12 protein-coding genes are annotated in these 23,470 nt (G+C 43.4%); all 12 read right to left on the reverse strand.

Translation table 11 applies throughout. The features are described 5' to 3' along the window. Positions 1 to 8: 8 nt before the first annotated feature. Positions 9 to 3,641: a malectin domain-containing carbohydrate-binding protein gene (locus ESB13_RS07850; RefSeq protein WP_129002454.1), complete on the reverse strand. Its 3,633-nt coding sequence runs from the start codon at positions 3,639 to 3,641 to the stop codon at positions 9 to 11. Between the two features lie 50 nt (positions 3,642 to 3,691). Next, positions 3,692 to 6,949, reverse strand: coding sequence for a glycoside hydrolase family 2 TIM barrel-domain containing protein (locus tag ESB13_RS07855; RefSeq protein WP_220399568.1), 3,258 nt, complete (start codon positions 6,947 to 6,949; stop codon positions 3,692 to 3,694). A gap of 80 nt (positions 6,950 to 7,029) precedes the next feature. Next, positions 7,030 to 9,087, reverse strand: a complete 2,058-nt coding sequence (locus ESB13_RS07860) for an aceric acid hydrolase (RefSeq protein ID WP_129002455.1) — start codon at positions 9,085 to 9,087, stop codon at positions 7,030 to 7,032. Positions 9,088 to 9,093: 6 nt separating this feature from the next. Beyond that, positions 9,094 to 11,313, reverse strand: a complete 2,220-nt coding sequence (locus ESB13_RS07865; RefSeq protein ID WP_129002456.1) for an alpha-L-rhamnosidase-related protein — start codon at positions 11,311 to 11,313, stop codon at positions 9,094 to 9,096. Between the two features lies 1 nt (position 11,314). Further along, entirely contained in the window at positions 11,315 to 12,898 is a 1,584-nt protein-coding gene (locus ESB13_RS07870) for a sodium:solute symporter family transporter (protein WP_129002457.1), read from the reverse strand. A 30-nt stretch (positions 12,899 to 12,928) separates the two neighbouring features. Beyond that, complete coding sequence (locus tag ESB13_RS07875) at positions 12,929 to 13,993, reverse strand: Gfo/Idh/MocA family protein (RefSeq protein ID WP_129002458.1); 1,065 nt, start codon at positions 13,991 to 13,993, stop codon at positions 12,929 to 12,931. A 28-nt stretch (positions 13,994 to 14,021) separates the two neighbouring features. Further along, a complete protein-coding gene (locus ESB13_RS07880) occupies positions 14,022 to 16,559 on the reverse strand; it encodes an L-rhamnose mutarotase (RefSeq protein WP_129002459.1) in 2,538 nt (845 codons plus the stop codon). Then, positions 16,559 to 17,425 carry a sugar phosphate isomerase/epimerase family protein gene (locus ESB13_RS07885; protein WP_129002460.1) on the reverse strand — a complete coding sequence of 289 codons (867 nt, stop codon included), beginning with the start codon at positions 17,423 to 17,425 and terminating at the stop codon, positions 16,559 to 16,561. The genes ESB13_RS07880 and ESB13_RS07885 overlap by 1 nt, the downstream gene beginning before the upstream one ends. A gap of 5 nt (positions 17,426 to 17,430) precedes the next feature. Continuing rightward, positions 17,431 to 18,846: an alpha/beta hydrolase family protein gene (locus ESB13_RS07890; protein WP_129002461.1), complete on the reverse strand. Its 1,416-nt coding sequence runs from the start codon at positions 18,844 to 18,846 to the stop codon at positions 17,431 to 17,433. Next, positions 18,833 to 19,975: a sialidase family protein gene (locus ESB13_RS07895; RefSeq protein ID WP_246022467.1), complete on the reverse strand. Its 1,143-nt coding sequence runs from the start codon at positions 19,973 to 19,975 to the stop codon at positions 18,833 to 18,835. Before ESB13_RS07895 ends, ESB13_RS07890 begins: the two co-directional genes overlap by 14 nt. Before the next feature lie 19 nt (positions 19,976 to 19,994). Beyond that, positions 19,995 to 20,696 (reverse strand): DUF3826 domain-containing protein, encoded by a 702-nt coding sequence (locus ESB13_RS07900; RefSeq protein ID WP_129002463.1) that lies wholly within the window; start codon positions 20,694 to 20,696, stop codon positions 19,995 to 19,997. A gap of 29 nt (positions 20,697 to 20,725) precedes the next feature. Next, positions 20,726 to 23,470 (reverse strand): alpha-L-rhamnosidase, encoded by a 2,745-nt coding sequence (locus ESB13_RS07905; protein WP_246022468.1) that lies wholly within the window; start codon positions 23,468 to 23,470, stop codon positions 20,726 to 20,728.

The raw sequence follows: 23,470 nt of genomic DNA on the forward strand, positions 1-23,470 counted from the left end.
TCAAGCTGTTATTGCACATCCAGCTTTTCAATCAATAGTTCATCATTGGTTTCTGGGGTCAACTGAACAGTGTAAACTCCCGCATTGATATTAGTTCCCGTTGAACTATATAAAGTCTTCCATTTGTTATCTGCAGCTGCAAAAAACAGCTTATCATGACGCATAACAACTCCCTCAGCCGACCTTACTGTGAGCCATACCGGAATTTGTTTGGCAATGGCCGTACGATAGCGGAAACGTAATTCGTAGGTATCCCCCACACCAACCGTCACAGTCCAAACGATCCTGTCGCTTATATTATGCAGCGCGGCATATCCTTTTCCGCTATGCCCCGCAATGCTGCTGTCCATTTGAGCGCCTTTGAGATTCGCTTCTGCTGCCGGATAAGTAATTACCGGCCGTTTTATCTTTTCCGCTGTCTCATAGGCAGTAGGCTCATGTAATATCACTATATACATTTGCGCTGCTCCATTAGCCGTTTCACCATTTTTTCCCAGATACAATAAACTGCCTGCAGACATAACCTTTTTATACAATTTGAAAACAGTTCCGCCTTTTGCGTCAGTCACCAAAGAATCAGGCACCAGAGCATATCCCTGCAACCAGTCAGGAGCATTCCGAATGGCGTTATCCATGCCCACGTAAACATCAACGGCTTTGTTCAGCTTCATAGAGTAAGCAATACCAGTTGTTTCTGCCTTCGGTTTTATCCATTCATCACCGGAAAGCAATGCGGGAACATAATGGAAACGTGTACCTGCATTTTGGTATACAAGGCTGCCTTTATCAATCCAATATTCATTTAACCACTCGCTCCCTGCCGGCTGTTCAGCGATGTTTATATCAGCTTTTTTCTGCCCACCAGCTTTAGCTATTGCAATGGCCATGATTACAGCCTGAGAAGATTTAACTGAGGGAAATTGTATTGTTAAAACCCCACCTGACACTGTTCCTTTGACTGTTTTCTTGAGCGCTGTTAAAGTGCCTGCTTCTTTCCAGATATCAAGATTAGATATTACGGTTTTGCCATTTATTGCCACGTCAAACACCCTCCACTGCTTGCAATCGCGGGCACCGCCTATTCCATACCAGGGTTCAGCAAAATAAAGCTCCACAAGATATTCGCCATCAGGCACACGAAAACGGTATTCCAACTGCTCTCTGCCATACCTGTATGTCTGAAACAATGGCCAGTCGCCTGTCCGGGCAATAGATTCAAAATTTGTACGCTGGCTGGCCTGCGCCGGTGCTACACCCGGAAATCTATTACCCCATGATAGATATCCATAAGAGCTGGTATCAGTGAAAGGCAGGTCAGGAAGCCACTTATCCCCCCTTATATCTGTATAAGCAGACCCGCCGCAGTTAACCCTGTATAGATAGGAATAACCTGTTAACGGCGTAAGCACATCGGGCAATTTTTTCGTTAATGTACTAAAATGAGGAGCTGCAGGGAGGTGCTGCAATACAATATGGTCCTTTGCTACAGGCTTACCATTAACGTATCCCTGCGCATATAAAACATTATAAGCAACCGGAACACTATCCCATTGAAAATGTGTGCCTACTCCTCCCCTGCGTCTTTTACCCAACGATACCTGGTGCTCCATATCATTGAATAGCTCTACCTCCTCACAATTAGAATAAACTGTTATCCCCGATTTTATGCCCGGCTTCAGCCACCTGTCAGACCAGGTATGCGATACAATATATACCATAGGATCGCTGGCTGCCGATACATAATTCGAACGGTACATATAAAAAGCATCCGTAGGCTCTCCCCAGATTGTAATAAGTCCCTTATAATTAACCGGTCCTACTTTATCAAGATAACGGAATCCTTCGTCCGGTTGTACCCTCCCGGGGTTGTCATGAGAATACAGAAGCCAATGAAAGTGTCCCGTAGTCTTAAGTTTTACAGAATCCGCCAGCCTTATCTTCCATTCCATCAGTTGTGTCATCCGGTCTTCACTATAAGCACCTTTAACATCAAATCCTCCCTCGGTATGAAGACCTAACATCCTCCAAGCACCATACTCACCTACCAGCACTTGTTTAATCAGATCTTTCCCATAATCTGCCGGATCACCTCCATAAGTTCCTGTCCAGTTTTGCGGCACGTCCCAGTCGGTACCTTTGCCGCCGTTACAAGTAGTGATCTTGCGTTGCGAAGACGCCGTAGGATCAAGCTCCCTGATAATATCAGAACATTCACGGGCAAAGTCTTCCGGTAAAGTACTTTCATTTTCCAATCCCCATAACACAATCGACGGGCTATTCCTGCGTTCCTTAACCCAGTCGCGAAGCAGCTTTTTGAAATTTTCTCTGAATTCCGGAAGATCAAACCATACATGAGCCGCAAACTGAGGCCACCAGGCAATTCCCATACTATCCCAGTTCGGGTGATAACGCAGGTTATGAGGCTGATGCGCATCGCGGAAAGCATTAAAACCTGCCGCTTTCACCTGCTTGGCCCTGGCCTTTATTTCAATATCGGAAAGAGCATGGCTGTTACCCAGAATATGTTCGTATTCCGAAATACCATTCAGAAAAACAGGTTTATTGTTGATAAGTAAAATCCTGTCGCCTACAGCATTTGCCAGCGTCCATTTCACTGTTCTTATGCCAAAGTCGGTTTCGCTCTGATCTATCGTCATCCCATTTTGCAACACCTGGGAAACAGCCTTGTATAGAACCGGCTTGTCCAGACTCCAGAGTTTAGGATTCTGAAGTACCGGTAGCGTATAAGGGATAATGTTGGTTTGATTAGGGTACAGCGTGCGGCGTACCTGAAAAGAATGAACCGTACGTCCTTCCGGGTCAATGATGCGTGTAAGCAGAACAATCTGTTGTTGCTGCTGCGTATAATTCTTTACTTCCGTGGTCGTATGAATGCTTGCCGACCGCGCAGTTACATTACTATCATTCCAGATATGCACGCCAAAAGGCTCTATACGTATAGGAGAAGTTGCAATCAGATGCACAGGCCTGAAAATACCCATTGGCTGAGAACCTTCCGAAAAACCCTGCTCTTCAGAGCAGCCACCACAAACCCAGGGCAACGTTCTGATGAAATCAGGATGTTCTGCTTTTACTGTAACAACGTTAGATCTGCCGATTACTACATACTTGGTTATATCTATATGAAAGGAGGTCCTGCCACCGGCATGCTTTCCAACCTCTTTTCCATTTACCCAAATTGTAGCAAAAGAATTAACCCCCTCAAACCAAAGAAACAACTGTTTCCCGTTATATTCTCTGCCTATCATCAACACCTTCCTATACCACGCATACCCATGCCTGTTTCCATGCTTTAGCTGACGATATCCTTCATATTTATCCCATGTGTGCGGAATTGTAACAGCCGTCATAGGTGTATTTGCCAACGGAAATCTTCCTAATACAGCAGTTTGCGCCAAAGCCGATGAAGGAGTTGTTATCACTGAAGGTAGATAAGTAGCCGTCATCAATGTGTCTAAAGATGTATCATTGCTGTCGCTTGCTATACTTACCCAACCGGTGTTAATAAGCAAATCCTTTCGCTGACCGCGCTGTGCGAAAGCAGTAATGCCGTTTATCATCAATATGAAAATAAACAGGCCCTTACAGGCAATCGAAGTTTTATATTTTTTCTGATCCATTAATCGCTAAAAGTTTGTAGGTACCAAAGTGCTCTTCATACAGGCTAAAATTATTGGCCACCTGCCATTTTGATATAAAAGCTATAGCTGTAGTTCCCGGAAGGCAATAAATACTGTTCCAATGGAGCAGCCACATCGGTCCAGGTATCATTGCCACCTACTCCCATCTGAATAAGATCTATATTAAGCGTAATATATCCTGCATCACGAAGGTCATAAGTATGTTTTGCTTTACTGATATTATCTTCGGTATATGGCCATGCACTCATACTTAACAAACTATCTGCAACAATGATAACAGCTTCTTTTCCGCGTTGCAGCCTGAGCCACCGGACATCTGTTCTGTTGCCATTTTCCTGTGGTATTACGTATGGCTCCATGAATTGCTCCAATGGCAGGGTGTAAAGGCCAACATCAGATCCGTAACGGCGATCGATATAGTTTTCCCAGGGCCCTCTTCCATACCAGCTGATTGTATCCAGACTGCGGTTGATACCACATTGCATACCTACTTTGGGGATATAAGGTAGAGCAGGATTAGCCTGGAGAGTATAATCTACTTTTACCACGCCATTTGCCATAACCGTATACATTACCTGCACGCTGGCACTGTCATGAATAAGTGTATAATTACTGGTGATCACCAACTGTTCCTTCTGATTCATTTTGTGATTCATACTTACCAGATGCATTCCCGTATTATACCACTGATGAAGCTTTCTTTGCGTTTTCCAGCCACGTTTATCAGCATCCGTTTGCGGCCGGGTAAAATGCGGTAGTAGCGGTCCCGCCACCATTTCTTTTCCCTCCAGTTGATAGGACACCAATGCACCATTATCTTTCCCAAAAGCCATTTGCCAGGAGGCTCCTTTTACCAGCAATTGTTGCGGTGTCTCTGATACTATAGGCGCAGGTGAATTATCAGACAATACTATATTTTTGTTATAAACAGAAATCCCCGTCAGAGGTAACTGGTTGGAAGCTATTTCATATCCGGCTTCAGACCAGGAAGTCGCTTTCTTCTGCAGGAAATGTATATCGCACAACACTTCGCTTCCCTTATCCCAATCTTTGGGATAAAAGGCAGCAATATTGATAACAGTATCCTTCCCAGCCGCAAGCGTCATGGCTGGAAGATGGTTTTCTCCAACTATTTGCCCGTCTTTCTTTATTTTAAGAACAACATCGTAATTGGCGAGCGATAATACATTATGATCATTGTGAATCAACAACAGACCTTTAGTAGCGTCTTTCCATTCACAGTTTATCGGCTGAAATATACGCTTGCATTCATACATTGCCTCTTTAGGTCTGCCCGCTGCATCAACAATGCCTTTGATTGTAAATTCATCGAAATATTTTTCGCCGAAATCACCACCGTAAGCATAGAATTCCTTTCCGGAAGCATCTTTTTTTACCAAACCCTGATCTTTAAACTCCCAGATACAGCCTCCGATAACACGTGGTAAACTGCGCCACTGGTCCCAGAAATCTTTCAGATTCCCAACACTGTTTCCCATAGCATGTGCATACTCGCAGAAAAAGATAGGCCGGTTATCACCGTTAGGTTGGTTTACCAACATGGGGGCAGTATATAAAGCAGGATACATCCTGCTGATCATATCTATGTAATACTGATCCAACGGATTCTGCAGCCTATGACTATGATCATTCGATTTCAGATAACGTGGATCGGAGGGATCCATATAACCTTCCGCTTTGGGAGACCCCATAGCTGGTTCATAATGTACCGGCCTGGTAATATCAAAATCATGGAGCCAGGCACTCATAGCCGCATGATTGGGGCCTCTTCCGGCTTCGTTACCCAGGCTCCAGCTGATAATAGAAGGGTGATTCTTATCCCGTAGCGCCATACGATTGCTACGCTCCAGATAAGCCCCCGTCCATGCAGCGTCATTACTAAGTTTGCCGCCTAAACCGTGCGTTTCCAGGTTTGCTTCATCCATTACCATTATTCCATACGCATCGCAGAGATCCAGCAGATAAGGATCACTGGGGTAATGGCTCAGACGTATGCAGTTAAAATTAAAACGTTTTATTGTTTGTACATCCTGCCTGATATCCTCCCTGGTCAATGCTTTACCCCTAACAGGATGGTGATCGGGCCTGTTTACGCCATACAGATAGGTAAGCTTTCCGTTGATCAGAAGTTTGCTGTCCTCCTTTCTGAACTCAATGGAACGGAAACCCAGCTTGCAACTCTTCACCTCCGTTACATGACCAGTGCTATCTTCCAAAGAAAGGGCTAGTGTATATAAATTAGGATCCTCAGGACTCCATTTATCAGGATTAGTAACTTTGGCTTCGAGAATACCAAACTTGGCATTATCAAGGCGTGGATATACTTCATTTATGATATCGTCAACTCTCTTCTCCAGAGGAACTGTGAATACCGTCTTACCTTTCTCATCAAACAATTGAGCTTTAAGTTTGTATCCGGGCATTAATTTCCCGGAAAGATTTTCCATTCGTGGACGAATGCTCAGTAAGGCATCTTTATAGTCTTTATCGAGTTTTGTCTGATAAAAGAAATCTGCGATACGTAGTTTAGGTTCTGCCTGAAGATAAACTTCACGATGGATACCGCTTAGCCGCCACTGATCCTGGTCTTCCAGAAAACTGCCATCGCTCCAACGGATTACCCACACCGACAATATGTTCTCACCCTTTTTCAGATAGGGGGTAATATTAAATTCAGAAGATAAAAAACTATCCTCTGCATACCCTGCGAACTGTCCATTTATCCAGACTTTATAAGCGGAACTTACGCCACCAAAATGTAAAGTTACATTCATGCCAGACCAGTCAGCCGGCACAGTAAATACACGCTGGTAACATCCGGTGCCATTATAATCCCGGGGAACATGAGGCGGATTCACCGGCCTGAACGGATACACAGCACTTTTATAAATAGGCTTATCATATCCCTGCATTTCCCAGCTGGAAGGCACAGGTATTTTACGCCATCCTTTTACCCTGGACTTATAAAAGTCTGCCGGAGCATCTGCTGGTTTCAAAGCAAACGAAAAATCCCAGTCACCATTCAGCGACTGATAACGACCTGATTGGGTCCTGTCACCCGAAATAGCACTGGACATATTGGGAAATGAATAAGCTGTAGCTCTGGAAGCATCTCTGTTAATGCCACTGATATATGGGTTTTCATATGGCTCGGTGGCAAATATGGAAGGAGCTACTGGAACAGGCGCAGGAGTTTTATCAACCAACTGCGCCCATCCACACTGTGAGCTTAACATTATTCCAATTAAACCGGCTATCTTCTTCATTTGTTTCTCTTCAATTTTATTTATAAAGCCTGGCTTCATCGTGCCAGGCAGTAGAACCTTTTCTCCAGTTAGCTCCTGGATTATCTGCTCACAGGAAGCCAAACGCTCATATCAGCTTTTCCCCTGTTTGCCCATGCATAGTAAGGGATCCAGCGGACTGTAACAGGATTGGCGTTGGTATTTATCTTTTTATATAATGTGTTCTGCCAGTTTTCGGTTTGTAGTCGTTTTGCCAAACCTTCCAATGCTATAACAGAACCATTATCAATCTTCATTGCTTTAGTTTGCAGCTGTATAGAAGCCGGCACAATCAGGTCGGAAATCTTCACATCCTTTTGTAGATCTACTGATTCCACGCAATATACGATCGGTCCTCTTTTTACAGCTACCTGGTTTCTCGTCTCCTCTACTAACGGATTTGATTCTATCAGGGTAGCAGGCATATCAAGAACCAGCTGGATCTTGTCACCTTTCTTCCACTGACGGCTTAATTTAACGTAAGTACCCTGACTTAACGCCCCTGTCTCTTTCCTGCCATTCACAGAAAGGCTGGCGTTGATACACCAACCTGGAATACGCAAATAAATAGCAGTAGTATTAGCAGGCGCCTCACGAAGTGTTATTGTAATATTTCCATCCCAGGGGTAGTTCGTCTGTTGTTCAAGTGCAAGGGAAGAACCATCTTTCAGTTTCGTTTCAAGTGTGTTGCCTCCATACATATCAACATAAACACCGTCATCGGCAATACTATACATATAGTTGCTGACTTCTGCGATAGTACGCACAACATTGGGAGGACAACAGTTAGAAAGCGCTATATACTTTTCCCTGCCGCCAGCCCATCTCAGCTGATAAGGATATTTATCAGAAACAGCTAATGGATTTGTGTAAAAAAAACGGTCACCGTCCATACTAATCCCGCTGAGTACGCTATTATATAATGTCAGTTCCACAACATCAGCATAACGGGCATCGCCTGTTATTTGTAACATACGGCGATTCCATAACACATTCCCAATATTGGCACAGGTTTCATTGTGTGCAGACAAATTAGGCAACTGATAATTCTTACCATAGGCCTGGTGTACACGCTGTACTGTATCAGGATTGTAAGAGATACCATCAACAGAAACGCCATCATATAAAGCGCCGCACCCACCGGTGATGTACATTTTCTTATTGATAACGTCATCCCACATAATATCAAGCGTATGCAGCAAAGAGGTATCGCCGGTTTCGGCATAAACATCGGCAACACCCGCAAAAAGATAATTGGCACGTACTGCGTGACCTACTACCCTCTTCATATCACGGAAAGGAACCCTGTCCGAATTATCGTCTGTACCTTCTGTCGTCCCTCTTATATCTATCAGCTTTTTAGTCAGCGCCAGATATTTGGGATCCGATGTGGTCCTATATAGTTCAATGATCCCCATATAGTGAGAAGGGCATATAGCATTGCGCGCCTGCTCAGGAGTGGCATTATTATAGAAACCTATTAAAAAATCTGCTGCTTTCTCAGCAACCCGAAGAAGGCTTGTTTTACCAGTAGCACGATAATGTATACAGGCAGCCGTCATAAGATGACCAAAATTATATGCCTCGAAGCTGAGCTTGTCATCAAACATGTTACGTTTACCTGTCTGTTGCTGTTCTATGATAGACTTGGTATAAACATACCCGTCAGGCCTCTGCGCTTTTGCTATTACTGCAATGGCTTCATCCATCATTTTATCCAACGCCGGGTCTTTCACAGCTGCATACATGCCTGCTACAGCTTCAAGAGTCTTGTAAAAGTCGCCGTCATGAAATGACGGACCAATAAAAGACCCTGTATCAAGTTTAGCCGCTATCTCGAAATTTTTGAAAGAGTGACATAACTCGGCATTGTGATAGGTTTCCCAAAGATGAGGCACCATAGCTGTCCGGCATACATCAAAACGTTCGGCCCAAAAGCCTTTTGTCCATTGCACAGCCCCCATATCTACGCTGTTCAATTTGGCGTAAGGACTGGCCGAAGTATTTGTTAGACCCTTCTGAGCAAAAGAAGATGCGGATAATATAATAGTACCTGTAATAAACAACTGCACATATTTCAGCCTCCATCCTGCTCCACCAATATATTCTCTTAAATGCATCTTAAACTATTTTAATGACTTGTATTTGATATTATAAGTAGTAAACGGCTGTAGTGTCATCTCGTACAAATTACCACCTTTGCTTACTACAGAAGCCTCTTTACATTCCGGCTTTTTACTGCTGGCAATTTTTAACGTTCCAAGACCATCCGCCGTAGTAACCTTCACCTCGCCGGTACTGCAATAGATTATTATATTACCATTTCCTGTAGGTACTTTACCTTCCATCCACTGTAACCCACCTAAAGCCGGCTCTATTACATATGTTTTGTATCCGGGAGAAGTAGGCTTTACACCCAGATAATATTTACCTAACAGGTAAATAGGACTTGCTCCCCATGCATGACAAAGACTTTTACCGAATTCACGTCCATACATGGCATAGTGTTCTGCACCCTTTTTTGCAGGATTATATTCTTCCCAGAAACTGGTAGCCCCAAGTCGTAACATGCCTCCCCAGTAATCTTTCATTTCTTTCAGTACATAAGATTGCTCACCTAATGCACATAATGCTTCTAACTCGTAAAAGCGCATGTAGGGGGTTGTTATTTTCTGGATGCTGTCATTTAACAGTACAGAGTGTTTTACAGCATTCTTCTGAACATCATTAAAATAATCAAAGAAGATCGCAAACATGTTGGTATAACGGGTAACATTATCCGTTTGCTTGCCATCTACTCTGCTATGTACTAGCGCCTTCTTTGCTTCATTCCAGTAAAGAGGGAAAAAGCGGGTTCTCAGATCGGTAGCATATTGCTGATAGCGGGTTGCGTCAGATTTCTCATTTGCAATATCAGCACAAAGTGCCATCACTTCTAGACTACGGCAAAGCAACAACTGTTCAAAGCTTAATGCGCCCTTTTTGCTCAGTTTATCGGCCCAGTCAACAAATACCCAATCTCCGGTCATGCCTTCCATTAACCCTTCGCTATTCCTTCTGCCAAGACAATACTCCATTAATGTTTGCATACGGGGATAGAACTGGGCGATAAAAGCTTTATCTCCTGTGTACAGATAATAATCATAAATACCGAGAAACCAGTAAAAGGTATAATCCATGATGGTATTCATATGACTTGTTACCGGGTCTTTACCGCGTAACGCAAGTGTAGTACGTGTAACCGTGCCCCTATCAAAATAAAGATAGTAGTTCATCAGGTAGCTTTGATAAGCATCCCCACTCCAAATCCATCTGTCACGCTTGATACCGTCAATAAAAAACTCTCTGGTGTTTAATTCAAAAGTATATTTAGATATATCGTAAATTTTATTGATCTCAGCATCCGAACATTTGAAACTTCCCGCTTCTTTTACATCTGCATATTCATACAGCATGGAAACCGAATCTACTGTAATACCCCCATCAGTTATCATATTCACATAACGAAATGCCTTAGTAAGCGGCATTATTGAATCCCTTTTTATAGTTGTATGCAGTTGTAGCTTATCGAAAGTGATAGCATTTTTCTCGCTTAACGCCTCCTCCTTGCTTTCACCGTAATACAGTCTTACGCCTCCATTACCTTTAACGCCATGCAGCTTTATGAATCCAAATGTTTCTTTGCCAAAATCCAGTAGCGTAGCATTTTGACTTTTATTCACTTGCACTGCATACTGAGGTTTCACCGGCAGCCTGAAGGCAGAAGGCGGCACAGAAGGATCATAAAAATTCCATCCACCTGCATTCAGCCATTTCGTGGCGGAAATGTCTGAAGTTTTTCCGGTTTCATCGATCCATTCTTTGTCTTCAAAGGTCACAAGCCAGCTGGTATCAGACTTGATATTAGGCCCGGAAATATAAATAGCAGGTACACTGGCCTGGTTAAATACCTTCACATTTATCTTATGATGCCCGGAAGGGATAGTTATCCTGGTAGGAGTACCCTCCAAAGGTTGGCCATCAACCTTTACATTATAATTGCCTTCTGTTTTTATTACAATCTCTTCAGGAGCCGTTAGGTCAAATTCTTTGTGAAAGTCAATCAATGGATAGTGGCTGTCTATTTTCCAGAAAACAGGAAAAAAGCTTCCCCTGTCTGTACGACGGTTTTGTACGCGATTACTCAGCCATATTTCAAAATCGCCGGGGTACCAGATCCAGGAGGCAGCCTTGGAATCTATAGCAGGGCGACCAGAAGTTTGCTGGGGCTGCTGTGCCTGAGTTGAAGAAAACAGGGTCAAAGTTACAAAACATAACAGGGCTGTTATACCCGGTAATTTTTTCATATTAATGTCCGTTAAAAATGATATACAAAATCAGGATCACAACTCCCAGCAGGGCAAAAAGCAGCTTTACCTGTTTGCTAACAGGTGGCATATCAGAGATAGCTATATTATGCACGTTGGTCACAGGTGCCTTGTCGGTCAAAGACACAACGATAGCTACCACAAGCAGAACGGCAAAAATATAGAATGACAGCAACAGATAATGCGGCCATGCAGGATATTTATCAGAAGGAAATGCAAATAAATAGAGAACTCCAACAAATAGGCTGAAAGCAGACCCGTAAGAAAGAATGCCATTTACGGCTTTTCTGGTAGTACGCTTCCAGAAAACAGATAATAGGAATACAACAGATAACGGTGGTGCGATAAAGCCCAGTACCGACTGAAAAACGTCGAAAAGGTTCAAACCGCGAATGCTGTCAATTGCCAAAGCCACCAATACCGCAAACAAACAGCCGGCAGCAACGGTTAATCGCCCAACACGGATAATATCTTTATTCGTTGCGGAGGGATTGATCTTTTTTACATAAAGATCTGTAGCAAACACAGTGCTCAAAGCGTTCAACGAAGAGCCAATGGTACCCACCAGCACAGCTATCAGTACCACTATTACCAGTCCATTCATACCCGGCGGAAACAGACTGGTTACCATAGTCATATAAGCCAGATTAGGATCCTCCAGATTAGGGAAAAGGACAAAACAGATAATACCCGGTAATATAAAAAGCGGCAATGCCAGCACCTTCAGCCATCCTATAAAATTCACTCCCAACTGTCCCTGCTTCAGATTTTTTGCTCCAAGTACAGATTGTACCATAGCCTGGTCAGTACAAAAGAACGCGATAGCTGAAACAGGATAACCCAGTAATAAAGCCGGCCATGGATATTTGGGATCGCTCGCCGGCTGCACCAGGTTCCAGAAATTTGAAGGTACCCTATGATACAAAGCAGTAATACCCCCAACCTTCTGAAGGCCCAGATAAGACAATATCAATGAAACGACAATCAAAAGGATCATTTGAAAAACATTCACTTTGGCGATAGCTTTCAATCCGCCTGCAAAAGTAAAAGCACCTGCAAAAGCCACCAATACAATGACGGACTGCCACATAGGAATACCTAGTATTTGCCTGGCCAACACACCTCCCGCAAATAGCCCAAGCGACAACCAGGAAATCAATATCTTAATAAGTGCGTACCAGGCGAGAATGTTCTGCGTACTACCGCCATACCGCTTTCCCATAAATTCAGGCATCGTCGTTACCCGTGAAGCGATATAGCGCGGCGCAAACACCACCGCCAGCAATAACAGGAATACGAACGCATACCATTCAAAATTGCCCGCTACAATTCCTGTGCTATAACCTATACTGGCAAAAGCCAGCAAAGAAGATGGCCCCACATTCGTGCCCCACATGTTAAAGCCGATATTATACCAGTTTAACGAACTGCCCGCTAAAAACAGGTTTCCTTCTTGTTTTCTTTTACCAAAACTGGCGCTGTAACCTATCATCAATAACAATAACAGGTAAAGACCAATAATCAGGAAATCAATGGCATAAAGCTTATCGTAGATAGTATTCATTAGGGCAAACTTTGGGATTGGAATAATTAACTATAGTCCGTATACATCTAATATCTCTTTTATTTTAACAGGAACCCTTGTTTTAAGACTTTTATCCATAGCCTGTAATAATGCTACAGTACCTATGCCTTCACGGATATCGGGGTAAGCAACCCAATCCTGCTCTATGCTATCCGCAAAATATTCCAGGTAATTTTGATATTCCCCTGCATGGTGACTCTGTCCTTCAAAACGGAAATAGTGCTTGAGTGTTGCATCTCCCCAGGTAATAATTTTTTCTTCGCCTGCACTGGTTGTAACAGCATAACGCAATTCATGATAATCTGCCTGGCTGGCGCCTTCTGTTCCACGCAGAATGCAACTCATGCCGCTTTCGCGTGAGGCTGGCTGTATAGGACCTGTATAGGCACCACTTACTCTCGCTATTCTTCCATCTGTCGCCCTGAATATGAAATGCATGGTATCTTCATTTCTTAAACCAGCCTTCAGGCCATTGGAACTGATCATCCCATACCCCATTACCTCTTCAATATCTGGCAAATACCAGCGTATAAAATCAACAGGATGGCTAAGCCCCCCGTAAAGCCATTTGAAAGAATCCTCTAAAGCCCATTTCTTCTCGAGAAACCAGCGATGATCTGCATTGTAGTGACTTTCCACTGTGATTAGTTCACCTATGACACCAGCGCTGAAATCAGCTCTTTGCTTCTTATATGGCTCAAAAAAACGAGAGCTTTGACCTACAAAAACCTTTTTCCCGGTTCGCGCTGCTAACTCAAGCAATTCTGCTGCATCCGCCAGATTATCAATAAACGGCTTTGTGCATACAACATGTTTGTTATGTAGCAAAGCCTGCTTTATATGACTGGCATGCAAATGATCCGGCGTATAAATAGCTATCACATCTATATCCTTATCATCCAGCATCACCTGGTAATCTGTAGTATAATAAGGAAAATCAAACTCCTTAGCCCGCTGCTGACAAACTGTTTCATTACGATCGCAAACCAGTTTCAGCTTATACTTCTTACTGTTCAGCGCTGCCGACATGGTACTCCTGCCCTCTCCAAGTCCAAGTATTCCTATTGTAAGCATAGCTCTCGTTTTATATTTAATTTTATAATTACTTAAATTCCACCCATACTTCTCCAGGCTGCGCCCCCTCTATACCTTGCTGGTATTGCTTCATTCTTTCATTCCATTCCACAACCTTAGGATTGTTAAGGGTTGTTTTCGGATTGAGATTGTCCAGCTTCTCCCCCTTAGGAATACTGATTACCAGCATTAACTGGCGACCGCTTTTATACACTAATAACTGCTGAAATCCCGCTCTGCAAAATCCACTGGCTACTTCAGGCCATTTTTGAAACTGGCTGGTGTGATCATCCAGATACTGCTGCTGTAAAACAGGTTCAGCAGTAAGGTTAGCAGTTAAAATAGAATGATCCCATTCGGTGACAATACCTAAACTATCGCAACGACGCCTGTCAAAAACATATACAGGTTGATCATATATTCTGATAGCAACACCAGGGAAAGCTTTTACCAGCTTTTCCTTTAGTAGCTGCGTGTCTTTTATCACATCAAAAAATACACTATGATTCTTCCACTGACGCACAATATCAGTACGAAGCGATTGATGCGCCAGAAATACCTTTAAATCGCTTATAGATACAGCGCCTTCTTTGACAGCCTGAAGTTCTACAACAACAGGCTTTTCAACAATAGCCCTTTGCTCTTCCGTCACAGAATGCGCATTTACCGGCCTCGCAGATGTAGGAGCTTTGTCTTTCAGAAGGTAATGATATGCCGGTTGCAGCCCCGCCATTCTTTTAACGCTATCAGCCACAGTAGGACCGTTATTTACCCATAGATTATTGGGACCATTCGCATTTTGAAGAAACTTTTCGGCAGGACACCAGTTGTTTTTAACCGTATAATAAGAAGTTCCTTCATCACAATATAAATAAAACCAATGAACAGGAATATGAGCGTAGGGGGCCTTATAAATGCTGTCAACATAGTTGTCCATAATAACTGAACCAGGCTGCGCCGATAAGGTATATACTGCTGCTACGTCATACATATGTTTGGCATAATGATGAATTTTGTTAGACAGTACCTTGTTGTTACGCATTACATTAATAGCCTTGGTCCATCCCCATCCAACGCTGATGCCCGAATAGGCTACTTCATTCACTTCATTATGTGCAATTGTCACATCTTTCACAAAACCAGCACTGATCCCCAGTGTCCCCCAATCTTCATTGGTAACATCAGTTACCAGGTTATTGCATATTTGGGTAAAGCTCGAAACCTCTCTTTCATCCTGAGGCTGATATGGCAAATGCGCTTCAAAGGCTTCATCGGAAAATACACCCAACTGAATCCCTGAACCACCAATATCACGGAAAAGATTACCAGTTATGGAATCGTAGTGATTACCTCTTTTATAATCAAGCCCGGTCGAAGCCATATGTTCAAACCTGCAACCTGTAAATCCTGTATGCGAAGTGAAAATTGCTTCCACCGCAGCCGCAGGTCTTCCTACCCAGGCCTGATTCTCCAATCCTCTTTTCTCCGGCGTACCTGGAACTTTAAGCTTGTAGGCATCTATAAGATACATACCACTTTGTAATGGCACATGGCCCTTTTGAGAAGGGCGCAGCCAACCGGTATGTTGAAAGGAAATTCCTTTGAAAAAGATATTCGATACCGGCTTGTCTATTGTACCCTGCATGGTAACTAAAGTCTCCAGTACAGGAGCAACCACCGCAGCATCCGCCATATTTTCTCCCTTCCGTGGCCAATAGTATAACTTCTGCCCTTTCACATCTAAAAACCATTCGCCGGGCTCATCCAGAAATGCAATTGAATTGGTAAGATAAAAAGCAGAGTTACCGGACTCTTTCGACTGCCATGGTGCCGGCCATGGATGTTCAGACTGAACTTTACTTTCTGGCTGATGAAAGGTTAGCAATGTACTATCGCCATGTACTTCAGCCTTTTTAATACGCAGGTTTGCGATTGCCCACCATTGATGAATAAACATTTCCATTCCGTTCTGCCCGGCAAAATTGGCAACAGGCGGAGTAGGAATCCAGCACTGTTCCGTTTTATGATTCCATGATAAAATGCGGCTCATGGTATCTCCATTACAGTCTTTTGCCCGGATTGCCTTTTGATTATTCACCCAAACCTGCCTGAAATTCAATAATTCATTGCCCACTTCAGGAACATCGGTCATCCATACATTTTTTCTTGCAACCGCATTAAGCGTCTTCACCCCCGTTGCACGCTGCCATCCTTTCAATTGAATACCACCGCTAAAAACGGGTTGTTCACCAGAAGCAGCTTCTATAATAGTTGGGCAGTCAGGTGTTCCCGCATCTTCCGGACGAATAAACACAGGCTCGTATAAATAATAAGTGCCTTGTTTTACTATAATATGGATACCTCCCGCAATACAAGGATCTTTTAACCTCCTTAGTTCTCTTGCCTGCCTTAATGCTCCCTGCAAAGTAGCTTTGGGCTGTATAGCAGATCCTATGTTACGATCGTCTCCCGACACAGAAACATAGATATCCGCCGCCATTGCCTGCTGCACAAACAGAAAACAACTGATCATTACCAACCTGGAATATACCTTTGTTCCTCTCATTATTTATCCTTTCCGGTTTGAAAAACTGATTTAAGAAAAGCGGTGTTCGCACCATAGTTCCACTTAACATTTGTAGGCTGCGTTGCATCCCTGGAACGTTCAATCACCAGCCAGCCGCTCCATTTCATTTTGTCAAGAACCTTTTTCACCTTTCTCATATCTATCTGTGGATCCTTCTCCAGCCAAACACTGTCTTTATTGCTGGCATGGATCATACAAATACGTTTCTTTCCAAGTATTTTCAGTTCCTTGTATAAATCACGTCCCTCCTTCAGCGGGTCAGAGAAATTAAAATAGATCTGTATAGCAGGAGAATTGATTTCCTTCAGCAGTTTCACCTCTTCTTTAGCAGTCAAAGCCGTTTCTATACCTATGATAACTCCGGCTTCTTCTGCCATTTTACCAGCCACTTTTAACCTGGCAACTACAGAATCTCTTATTTCAGGATTTTTCTTTAAATCACACTGAACTCCTAAAGGCAGAAAAGCGACTCCAATCTTCATCTTTTTCATCGTACTGATACAATCCTCTATAGATTTTCTGTATTCAGTACGGTTGCAAAACGACTGGGCATAATAACCTGTCATTGCAAGAGAAAAAAGTTCAATATTCATCTCCTTTGCTTTTGCCATAAACTGTTCTCTGACCGAATCTACTGCTAGCTTACTGTCAAAGGTGGGACGGTTGCCTAACCCTCCCATATCCACCTCCAGGCCATTAGCCCCCAGTTCACTGGCCAATGTTATGGCGCTCAGCTTCTGACGCTTCAACAACATAAGATCTATGAGCCCTATTTTGTATTGCTGAGCTTCCGCCCCCAGGGCCATCAAAAGCACTAAGACAACTATATTACACTTCCTCTTCATTTCATTTATTTTTTGCTGGTTCTGGCAGCCTGCCAAACCTTCTCTAACTTTTCAAATCCATGTATCGCATACACAGGCAACTTTTCGCCTTTATCACCAAAAACATACATCGACGGCTCTTTTTCTATTGTAATCCTGGATTCGTCCAGGTTACCGGCAGCATCATACATTGCTTTTTTGTTGAGCGATAGGTTTCTGATCATAAAATCGTAAACCGCTTTACGCTTATTTATTCCAAAGTCATGTCCCTCTTCAGGCAAATGCACATTTTCAACATTTCCGGATTTACCATAGTAACCATATACCTTTTGCAGGTAAGGCAAATCATGCTCCGGTGTTCTATCCGTCCAGTCTTTACCATCGCTCACAAGCAATTGCGGACGTGGTGCAGCCATTGCGGCAATCTCCACATTATCGGTCCGGTTACCGCATGCATGAATGGGCATTCCGCTTTCGCAAGGACAGCCACCGTAGAAATAAGAGCTGATAGCTACTACGGGAGCGCTCACCTTTATACGATCATCCAATGCCGTCATTAAAACAGTATGACTTCCGGCACCAGACCCGCCGGTTATAGCTACCCTGCTGGTATCTGCATCTTTCAGCGAAAGAAGATAATCTAAAATACGGATAGAACCCAGCGCCTGAATGCTCATCGACAAGCTTCTGCGATGGTCTTTGCTATTGAATTGCAACGTAGATTCCCCCCAGGCAAAAAGATCATAACTAAACGCCATTGCCCCCATACGCGCTAATGCCGCACAGCGCAACTGACAATCCGGACGGAACCGTTGTCCGCCCCAATGCCCATCGGGATTGAGAATAACAGCAATCTTTCCCCTATAGCTTGCAGGCTTATATAACGAACCATTTACAAAAACACCAGGTAATATTTCAATTGCTATATTTTGTACGGTATACCCATCATATTTGCGCTCCTTTGTAACGATGGGCTTTGAAGCAGGAGCTTCAGGTAAAGGAGACAATTGTAATGCCTCAAAAAGGCAAGGCTTCAATAACGCTTTACGCTGCTCCCACTCAGTTACATTATGATACTGAGCCGCAATCCTGTCCAGCTCAGCCCATCCTTCTTCCACCGGCCAGCGATAATATTCATAATCACTTAGCTTGTATACCTTTTCTTTATCCTTTTTAGCCTTTAATTCCAGTGGTGACAATACCTTATCGAAAGTCTCCTCTACAGTAGGCCTGAAGCGCCAGTCGGCATAAGGCACCCAAAGACCTGCAACCTGCTCATCCTTATATTTGATGGTAACTCCAAACTGCTTTTCTATACGCATCAACACCTCTTTCAGTGGCCGTTTATAGGCACTATCCGATGTCTGGTATTGTGCGCTGGCACTGTATAATCCCAGCAGTAAGCAAATACTTAAAATGAATATGCTCCTATTCTTCTTCATTAGATGCTGCTGTTGTTTTTGTTATAAAACCTGGCCATTTTTCATTTTTAATACGTTTCAGTTTCAGCTTCGAAGGATCCACTTTCACATATTTTATTTTTTCTCTTCGCCATGTGTACACGAAATGAACCATCCCATCAGCAGACTGAATTACAGAAGGATAAGAGTACTGGCTGATAGGCGAATCTTCAAGGATCAAAGCAGCATACCATTTCTTTCCATCTTTGGAGATCGCTACATTCAAAGGCGTTCTTGCACCTTTACCACGTGGCAAACTATCGGCTGGCTTAACGTGGTTATATACAATCAGCTGCCTGCCATCCCGTAAGGTCACCGCGTCGGTGCCTGAATTGTTATTAGGCAATCCTATGGGTGTTAAATCAGTCCACGTTTTACCGCCGTCAGTACTGTGGCTTTCTACTACACTTCTGTTCATGCTACGGCACAACACCTGCAATATTTTGCCCTTTTTGTATTTCAGCAAACTAGGTTGAATAGCATTGATACCGGAATCTTTGCCAATAGGACCTACTTTCCTCCAGGTTTTACCGTTGTCTGCCGTTACTTCAAAATGTACATTCCAGCCTTTACCTTCCGTACTGGATGGGCAGAACAATTCATTGCCTACTAAAACAGGCTTGTTCTTTATAGGACCTGAGAAACCTTCAGGCAAAGACTCTGGTTTGCTCCAGGTAGCACCCGCGTCTTTGGAACGCATTAACCAACCTTTCCAGTCAGAAGGTTTGGGGCCTATTTTATAAAACAGCAATAACTCACCACCGGGCACCTGGTACAAAACAGGGTTCCACGTAGGATAACGTAGACTATCGTTCTGAATACCATTTGCTACATTCACCGGCTCCTGCCACTTGCCATTGATGTTACGGCTTACATAAATACACACATCCGGATTACGTTCACGCGTACCGCCAAAATATGCAGCAACTAATCCCTTGGGAGTTTCAGCGATCGTCGCCGAATGACACTGCGGATAAGGCGCTTTTTCATAAATAAATTCATCGGTAACAATACCAGCACGCCAGGCCTTCTCCTGTGCCTGAATACGAACGGTAAATGCAGCTGTTAATGCTATCCAGAGACTGGCCGCTATTATTAATTTACGCTTCACTATTATAGATTAATGATGGTTATTGTTTTTCTTTTAACTTCTTTTCCGCCGCCTTGCTGGCTTTTACTTTATCAACATATGCTTTAAAAAGCGCTCTCCAGTCACGACCATGGGTATTCAGGTATTGCTCGCACTTGGTTTTATAGATTTCAAAAATGGCAGAGATCTGTTTCATGCTTTTGAAATCAATAGCCTGTTCACGCGCCTGTTCCAGGTTGGCAAGGATCACTTTTTCCTCCTCTGCCGTAAGGTCTGGAATAATGGCCTTATAGCCTTTGAGAGTGAAAGCTACCTTACCTATCGTATACTTATCTAGCACCAGCTTAACCTGTTCTTCTGTAAGATCTTTACGCAACCCGGTCATAAGATCATCATGAACAGATTTAGGCTTGGCCGAATTCGCAATGATCTGTCTGTCAAGATCGCTTAAAGGTTTTCCTGTTTCGGGATTGATCCCGGCAGGTACCGTTGAAGATGGATGTGTATTATTCCATTCCCTTACAGCTTTAAGATGCGTAAACACCACCTGCTTCAAACGAGCTTCTTTTACCGCATCATCCAACTGAAGAGATGTAATCCATTCTGTCGCTTTTGTCTCCAGTTCTGCATCAGCTGTCACTTGTGCAGCAGGAGCAGGCTTAGCTCCCTCCTGTGTATACCCGTTTATTGTTGTGGCAGCCGTAATCAAAGCAGCCAGACAGATCTTTTTAGCTATTTTCATATGCTTTTTCTTAATATGGATCAGGTTATTTATTTTTTCACCTCAAAGGAATAATTACCGGAGCCAACGTTAAGTACTAACCTACCTGTAATTGGCTTGGTCGACAATATTCCTTCTTCTTTACCCGTAACCAGCTTTCCAGCTTCATATACCTTTTCGCCTGGTGCAACGGGCAGGTATACAACAGCTGTTGTATTGGGCGGTACAGTAATATTCCAGAAGAAACTTGCACCTACCTGCTTCCAGTCACTTTTCACTTCTCCATAATTGCTCCGGTAAGTAGCATTGACTGCCGACAGATCCCCCATACGCTTGGGCTTCATGATCACTTTTTTAAAGCCGGTTTCCCTGGCATCGGCACGGATAGCAGCCAAATGTTCAAAATACCATATGAACAAATCCCCAAGCATCATTACATGATTCTGGGAATTCATCTTTGGAGCAGCAGTATTCCCATTCCATAACTCCCATATAGAAGTAGCGCCGTTCTCTATCATATATCCGAGGGAAGGATATGTTTTTTGCGTGGCCATACCATAAGCCAGCTCTGCTTTTCCTATCTCGGTAAGGCCATACATCAGCCACTGCGTGCCTACCACACCTGTACTTAAATGCCCTTTATTGGTTACTTCTACAATGTAAGCCAGGTTCTTCCATACCTTATTTTTATTCGCAGGATCGATCATCTTGAAGCAAACAGGCAACAGATTATCAGTTAAGGTATTGTCTCCATAATAGCCTTCTTCATGATAAAATTTACTATTGAATCCCTGCTTCACTTTTTCGGCCAGTTGAGCAAACTGTGTACTATCCTGTTCATTGCCTGTAATCTTACAGAAACGCATCATAACCTGCATGAAATGATAATAGTAAGCAGTGGAGATCAATTGACTTGGATGCTTTTGATCCGCATTTACGCCTTTTCCCGCTTCAGCCGTTACAGGAGGTACGCACCAGTCGCCATAAGAATCTTTTGTAACGATACCGTCTTCAGTCATATACCTGTCTTTCATATACTGAAGCCATTTTTTCATGGATGGATAGTGATCTTTTAATAACGCCACATCTCCGGTTTGGTTATACAGCATTTCTGCCACCATCAGGTAAGTACCCGGCCACGTCATATTATCACTGTAATAACGCCAGAAAGCAGGCGCAACATCAGGGATAGCGCCATCAGGCTTTTGAGCATATTTTATATCATCAAGCCATTTCGTATACAGCCGGGCATTATCGAACAAAAAGCTTTCACTGTAAGCAACCATAGCACGATCACCCAGCCAGGGTTGCCTTTCGTTACGTTGGGGACAATCAATAGGCATCCCTTTATAATTAGAAGCTATTGCCCACCAGGAATTCTTATATATCTGGTTTAATACAGCATTAGATGATTCAAATGTGCTCACTGTAGCAATATCATCGTATACCAGTCTGCCTGTAATATCATTTTTTGAAAGTGTTCCGGGATAGCCGCTTACTTCAATATATCTGAAACCATGATAGGTAAAGCGGGGCTCCCAGCTTTCCATACCTTCCCCTTTTAAGGTATAGATATCCGTAGCTTTTGCATCGCGTAGATTCGTAGTGAATATTTCGCCGTTATCCTGCAAAGATTCAGCAAAGCGCAATGTTACTTTCTGGCCTTTTTTTCCTTTCACCTGAAGTTTTACCCAACCAGCCATATTCTGTCCCAGATCTACAATATACCTGTCGCCACCTTTTTTAATGATTGCTACGGGTGTCAGGTCTTTCATCACCTTCATATTCTCATTCATCTGCGCTTCATACCTTCCACCCGGCTCCTGTACAAATTCGGCTTTCAGCCATGACTTATCATCGAAGCCGGCTTTATCCCATCCCTTCATTTCCTTTTGTGCATCATACTCCTCACCATCATATTCGTTATTAGTTCTGATGGGGCCGTCAGCAGTTCCTTTCCAGGAATCATCCGTTTTTATAACAGCCCGTGAACCATCGGTGTACGTGATTATAAGCTGAAACATCAGCTTGGGATAACCGAACGAATTATTCTTATAGGCTTTGGTCTGACGCATGGCGTAAAAACGTCCATTTCCTAAAACCACCCCTATAGCGTGTTGTCCCTGTTTCAGTTGTTCTGTCACATCAAAGGTATTGTACTTGATATTCTTTGTATAGTCAGTTGGAGCAGGAGCTAACACCTGATCTCCCACCTTCTTACCATCGATAGACAATTCATAAAGCCCAAGTCCCATAATATAGGCGGTAGCCGATTTCACCTGTTTTGCTACAGCAAACTCCTTTCTAAAGTAACGGGCCGACAAACGGGAAGCAGCCGCGTTCTCCCAGGGAAAAAGACGATCAAAACCAATCCAACGTCCTTCCCAGTCCTTATAATACCGCAATCCGGTACCCCATTGCGCAGGACCACTCCATTCTGTTAAGCCTTTGTTGGTGTAAACACGTACTTTCCAATAGCAGGCTTTGTTACTTGCCAGGCGTTTACCCTGGTAGGCGATATAAACTGAATTATCAGTTTCAACTTTGCCGGAATTCCAGAGATCCCCCTCGCCTGCTGCAAGCTTTGCCGGATCAGAAGCCACTAATATTTCATAGGCCTCCTGCTTAAGGCCACGCTCTTTTCCTACAATCTCCCAGCTTAACCGGGGATTTTCAGCTGTTACACTTAAAGGATTCACCAGCATCTCGCAACGGAGGTTACGAAGATTTATCTGCGCTTTTACTGTCAGTAACGGAAGAAGGAATAATATACTAGCTAAGAATCTTTTCATCAT

It is taken from the genome of Filimonas effusa, assembly GCF_004118675.1.
Classification (GTDB): Bacteria; Bacteroidota; Bacteroidia; order Chitinophagales; family Chitinophagaceae; genus Filimonas; species Filimonas effusa.

Bases quoted from the DNA above. Each gene is read 5' to 3' on its own strand.
- ESB13_RS07860 (WP_129002455.1), bottom strand. From the start codon at position 9,087: ATGCATTTAAGAGAATATATTGGTGGAGCAGGATGGAGGCTGAAATAT.
- ESB13_RS07890 (WP_129002461.1), bottom strand. From the start codon at position 18,846: ATGAAGAAGAATAGGAGCATATTCATTTTAAGTATTTGCTTACTGCTG.
- ESB13_RS07885 (WP_129002460.1), bottom strand. From the start codon at position 17,425: ATGAAGAGGAAGTGTAATATAGTTGTCTTAGTGCTTTTGATGGCCCTG.
- ESB13_RS07870 (WP_129002457.1), bottom strand. From the start codon at position 12,898: ATGAATACTATCTACGATAAGCTTTATGCCATTGATTTCCTGATTATT.
- ESB13_RS07865 (WP_129002456.1), bottom strand. From the start codon at position 11,313: ATGAAAAAATTACCGGGTATAACAGCCCTGTTATGTTTTGTAACTTTG.
- ESB13_RS07900 (WP_129002463.1), bottom strand. From the start codon at position 20,696: ATGAAAATAGCTAAAAAGATCTGTCTGGCTGCTTTGATTACGGCTGCC.
- ESB13_RS07875 (WP_129002458.1), bottom strand. From the start codon at position 13,993: ATGCTTACAATAGGAATACTTGGACTTGGAGAGGGCAGGAGTACCATG.
- ESB13_RS07850 (WP_129002454.1), bottom strand. From the start codon at position 3,641: ATGGATCAGAAAAAATATAAAACTTCGATTGCCTGTAAGGGCCTGTTT.
- ESB13_RS07905 (WP_246022468.1), bottom strand. From the start codon at position 23,470: ATGATGAAAAGATTCTTAGCTAGTATATTATTCCTTCTTCCGTTACTG.
- ESB13_RS07855 (WP_220399568.1), bottom strand. From the start codon at position 6,949: ATGAAGAAGATAGCCGGTTTAATTGGAATAATGTTAAGCTCACAGTGT.
- ESB13_RS07880 (WP_129002459.1), bottom strand. From the start codon at position 16,559: ATGAGAGGAACAAAGGTATATTCCAGGTTGGTAATGATCAGTTGTTTT.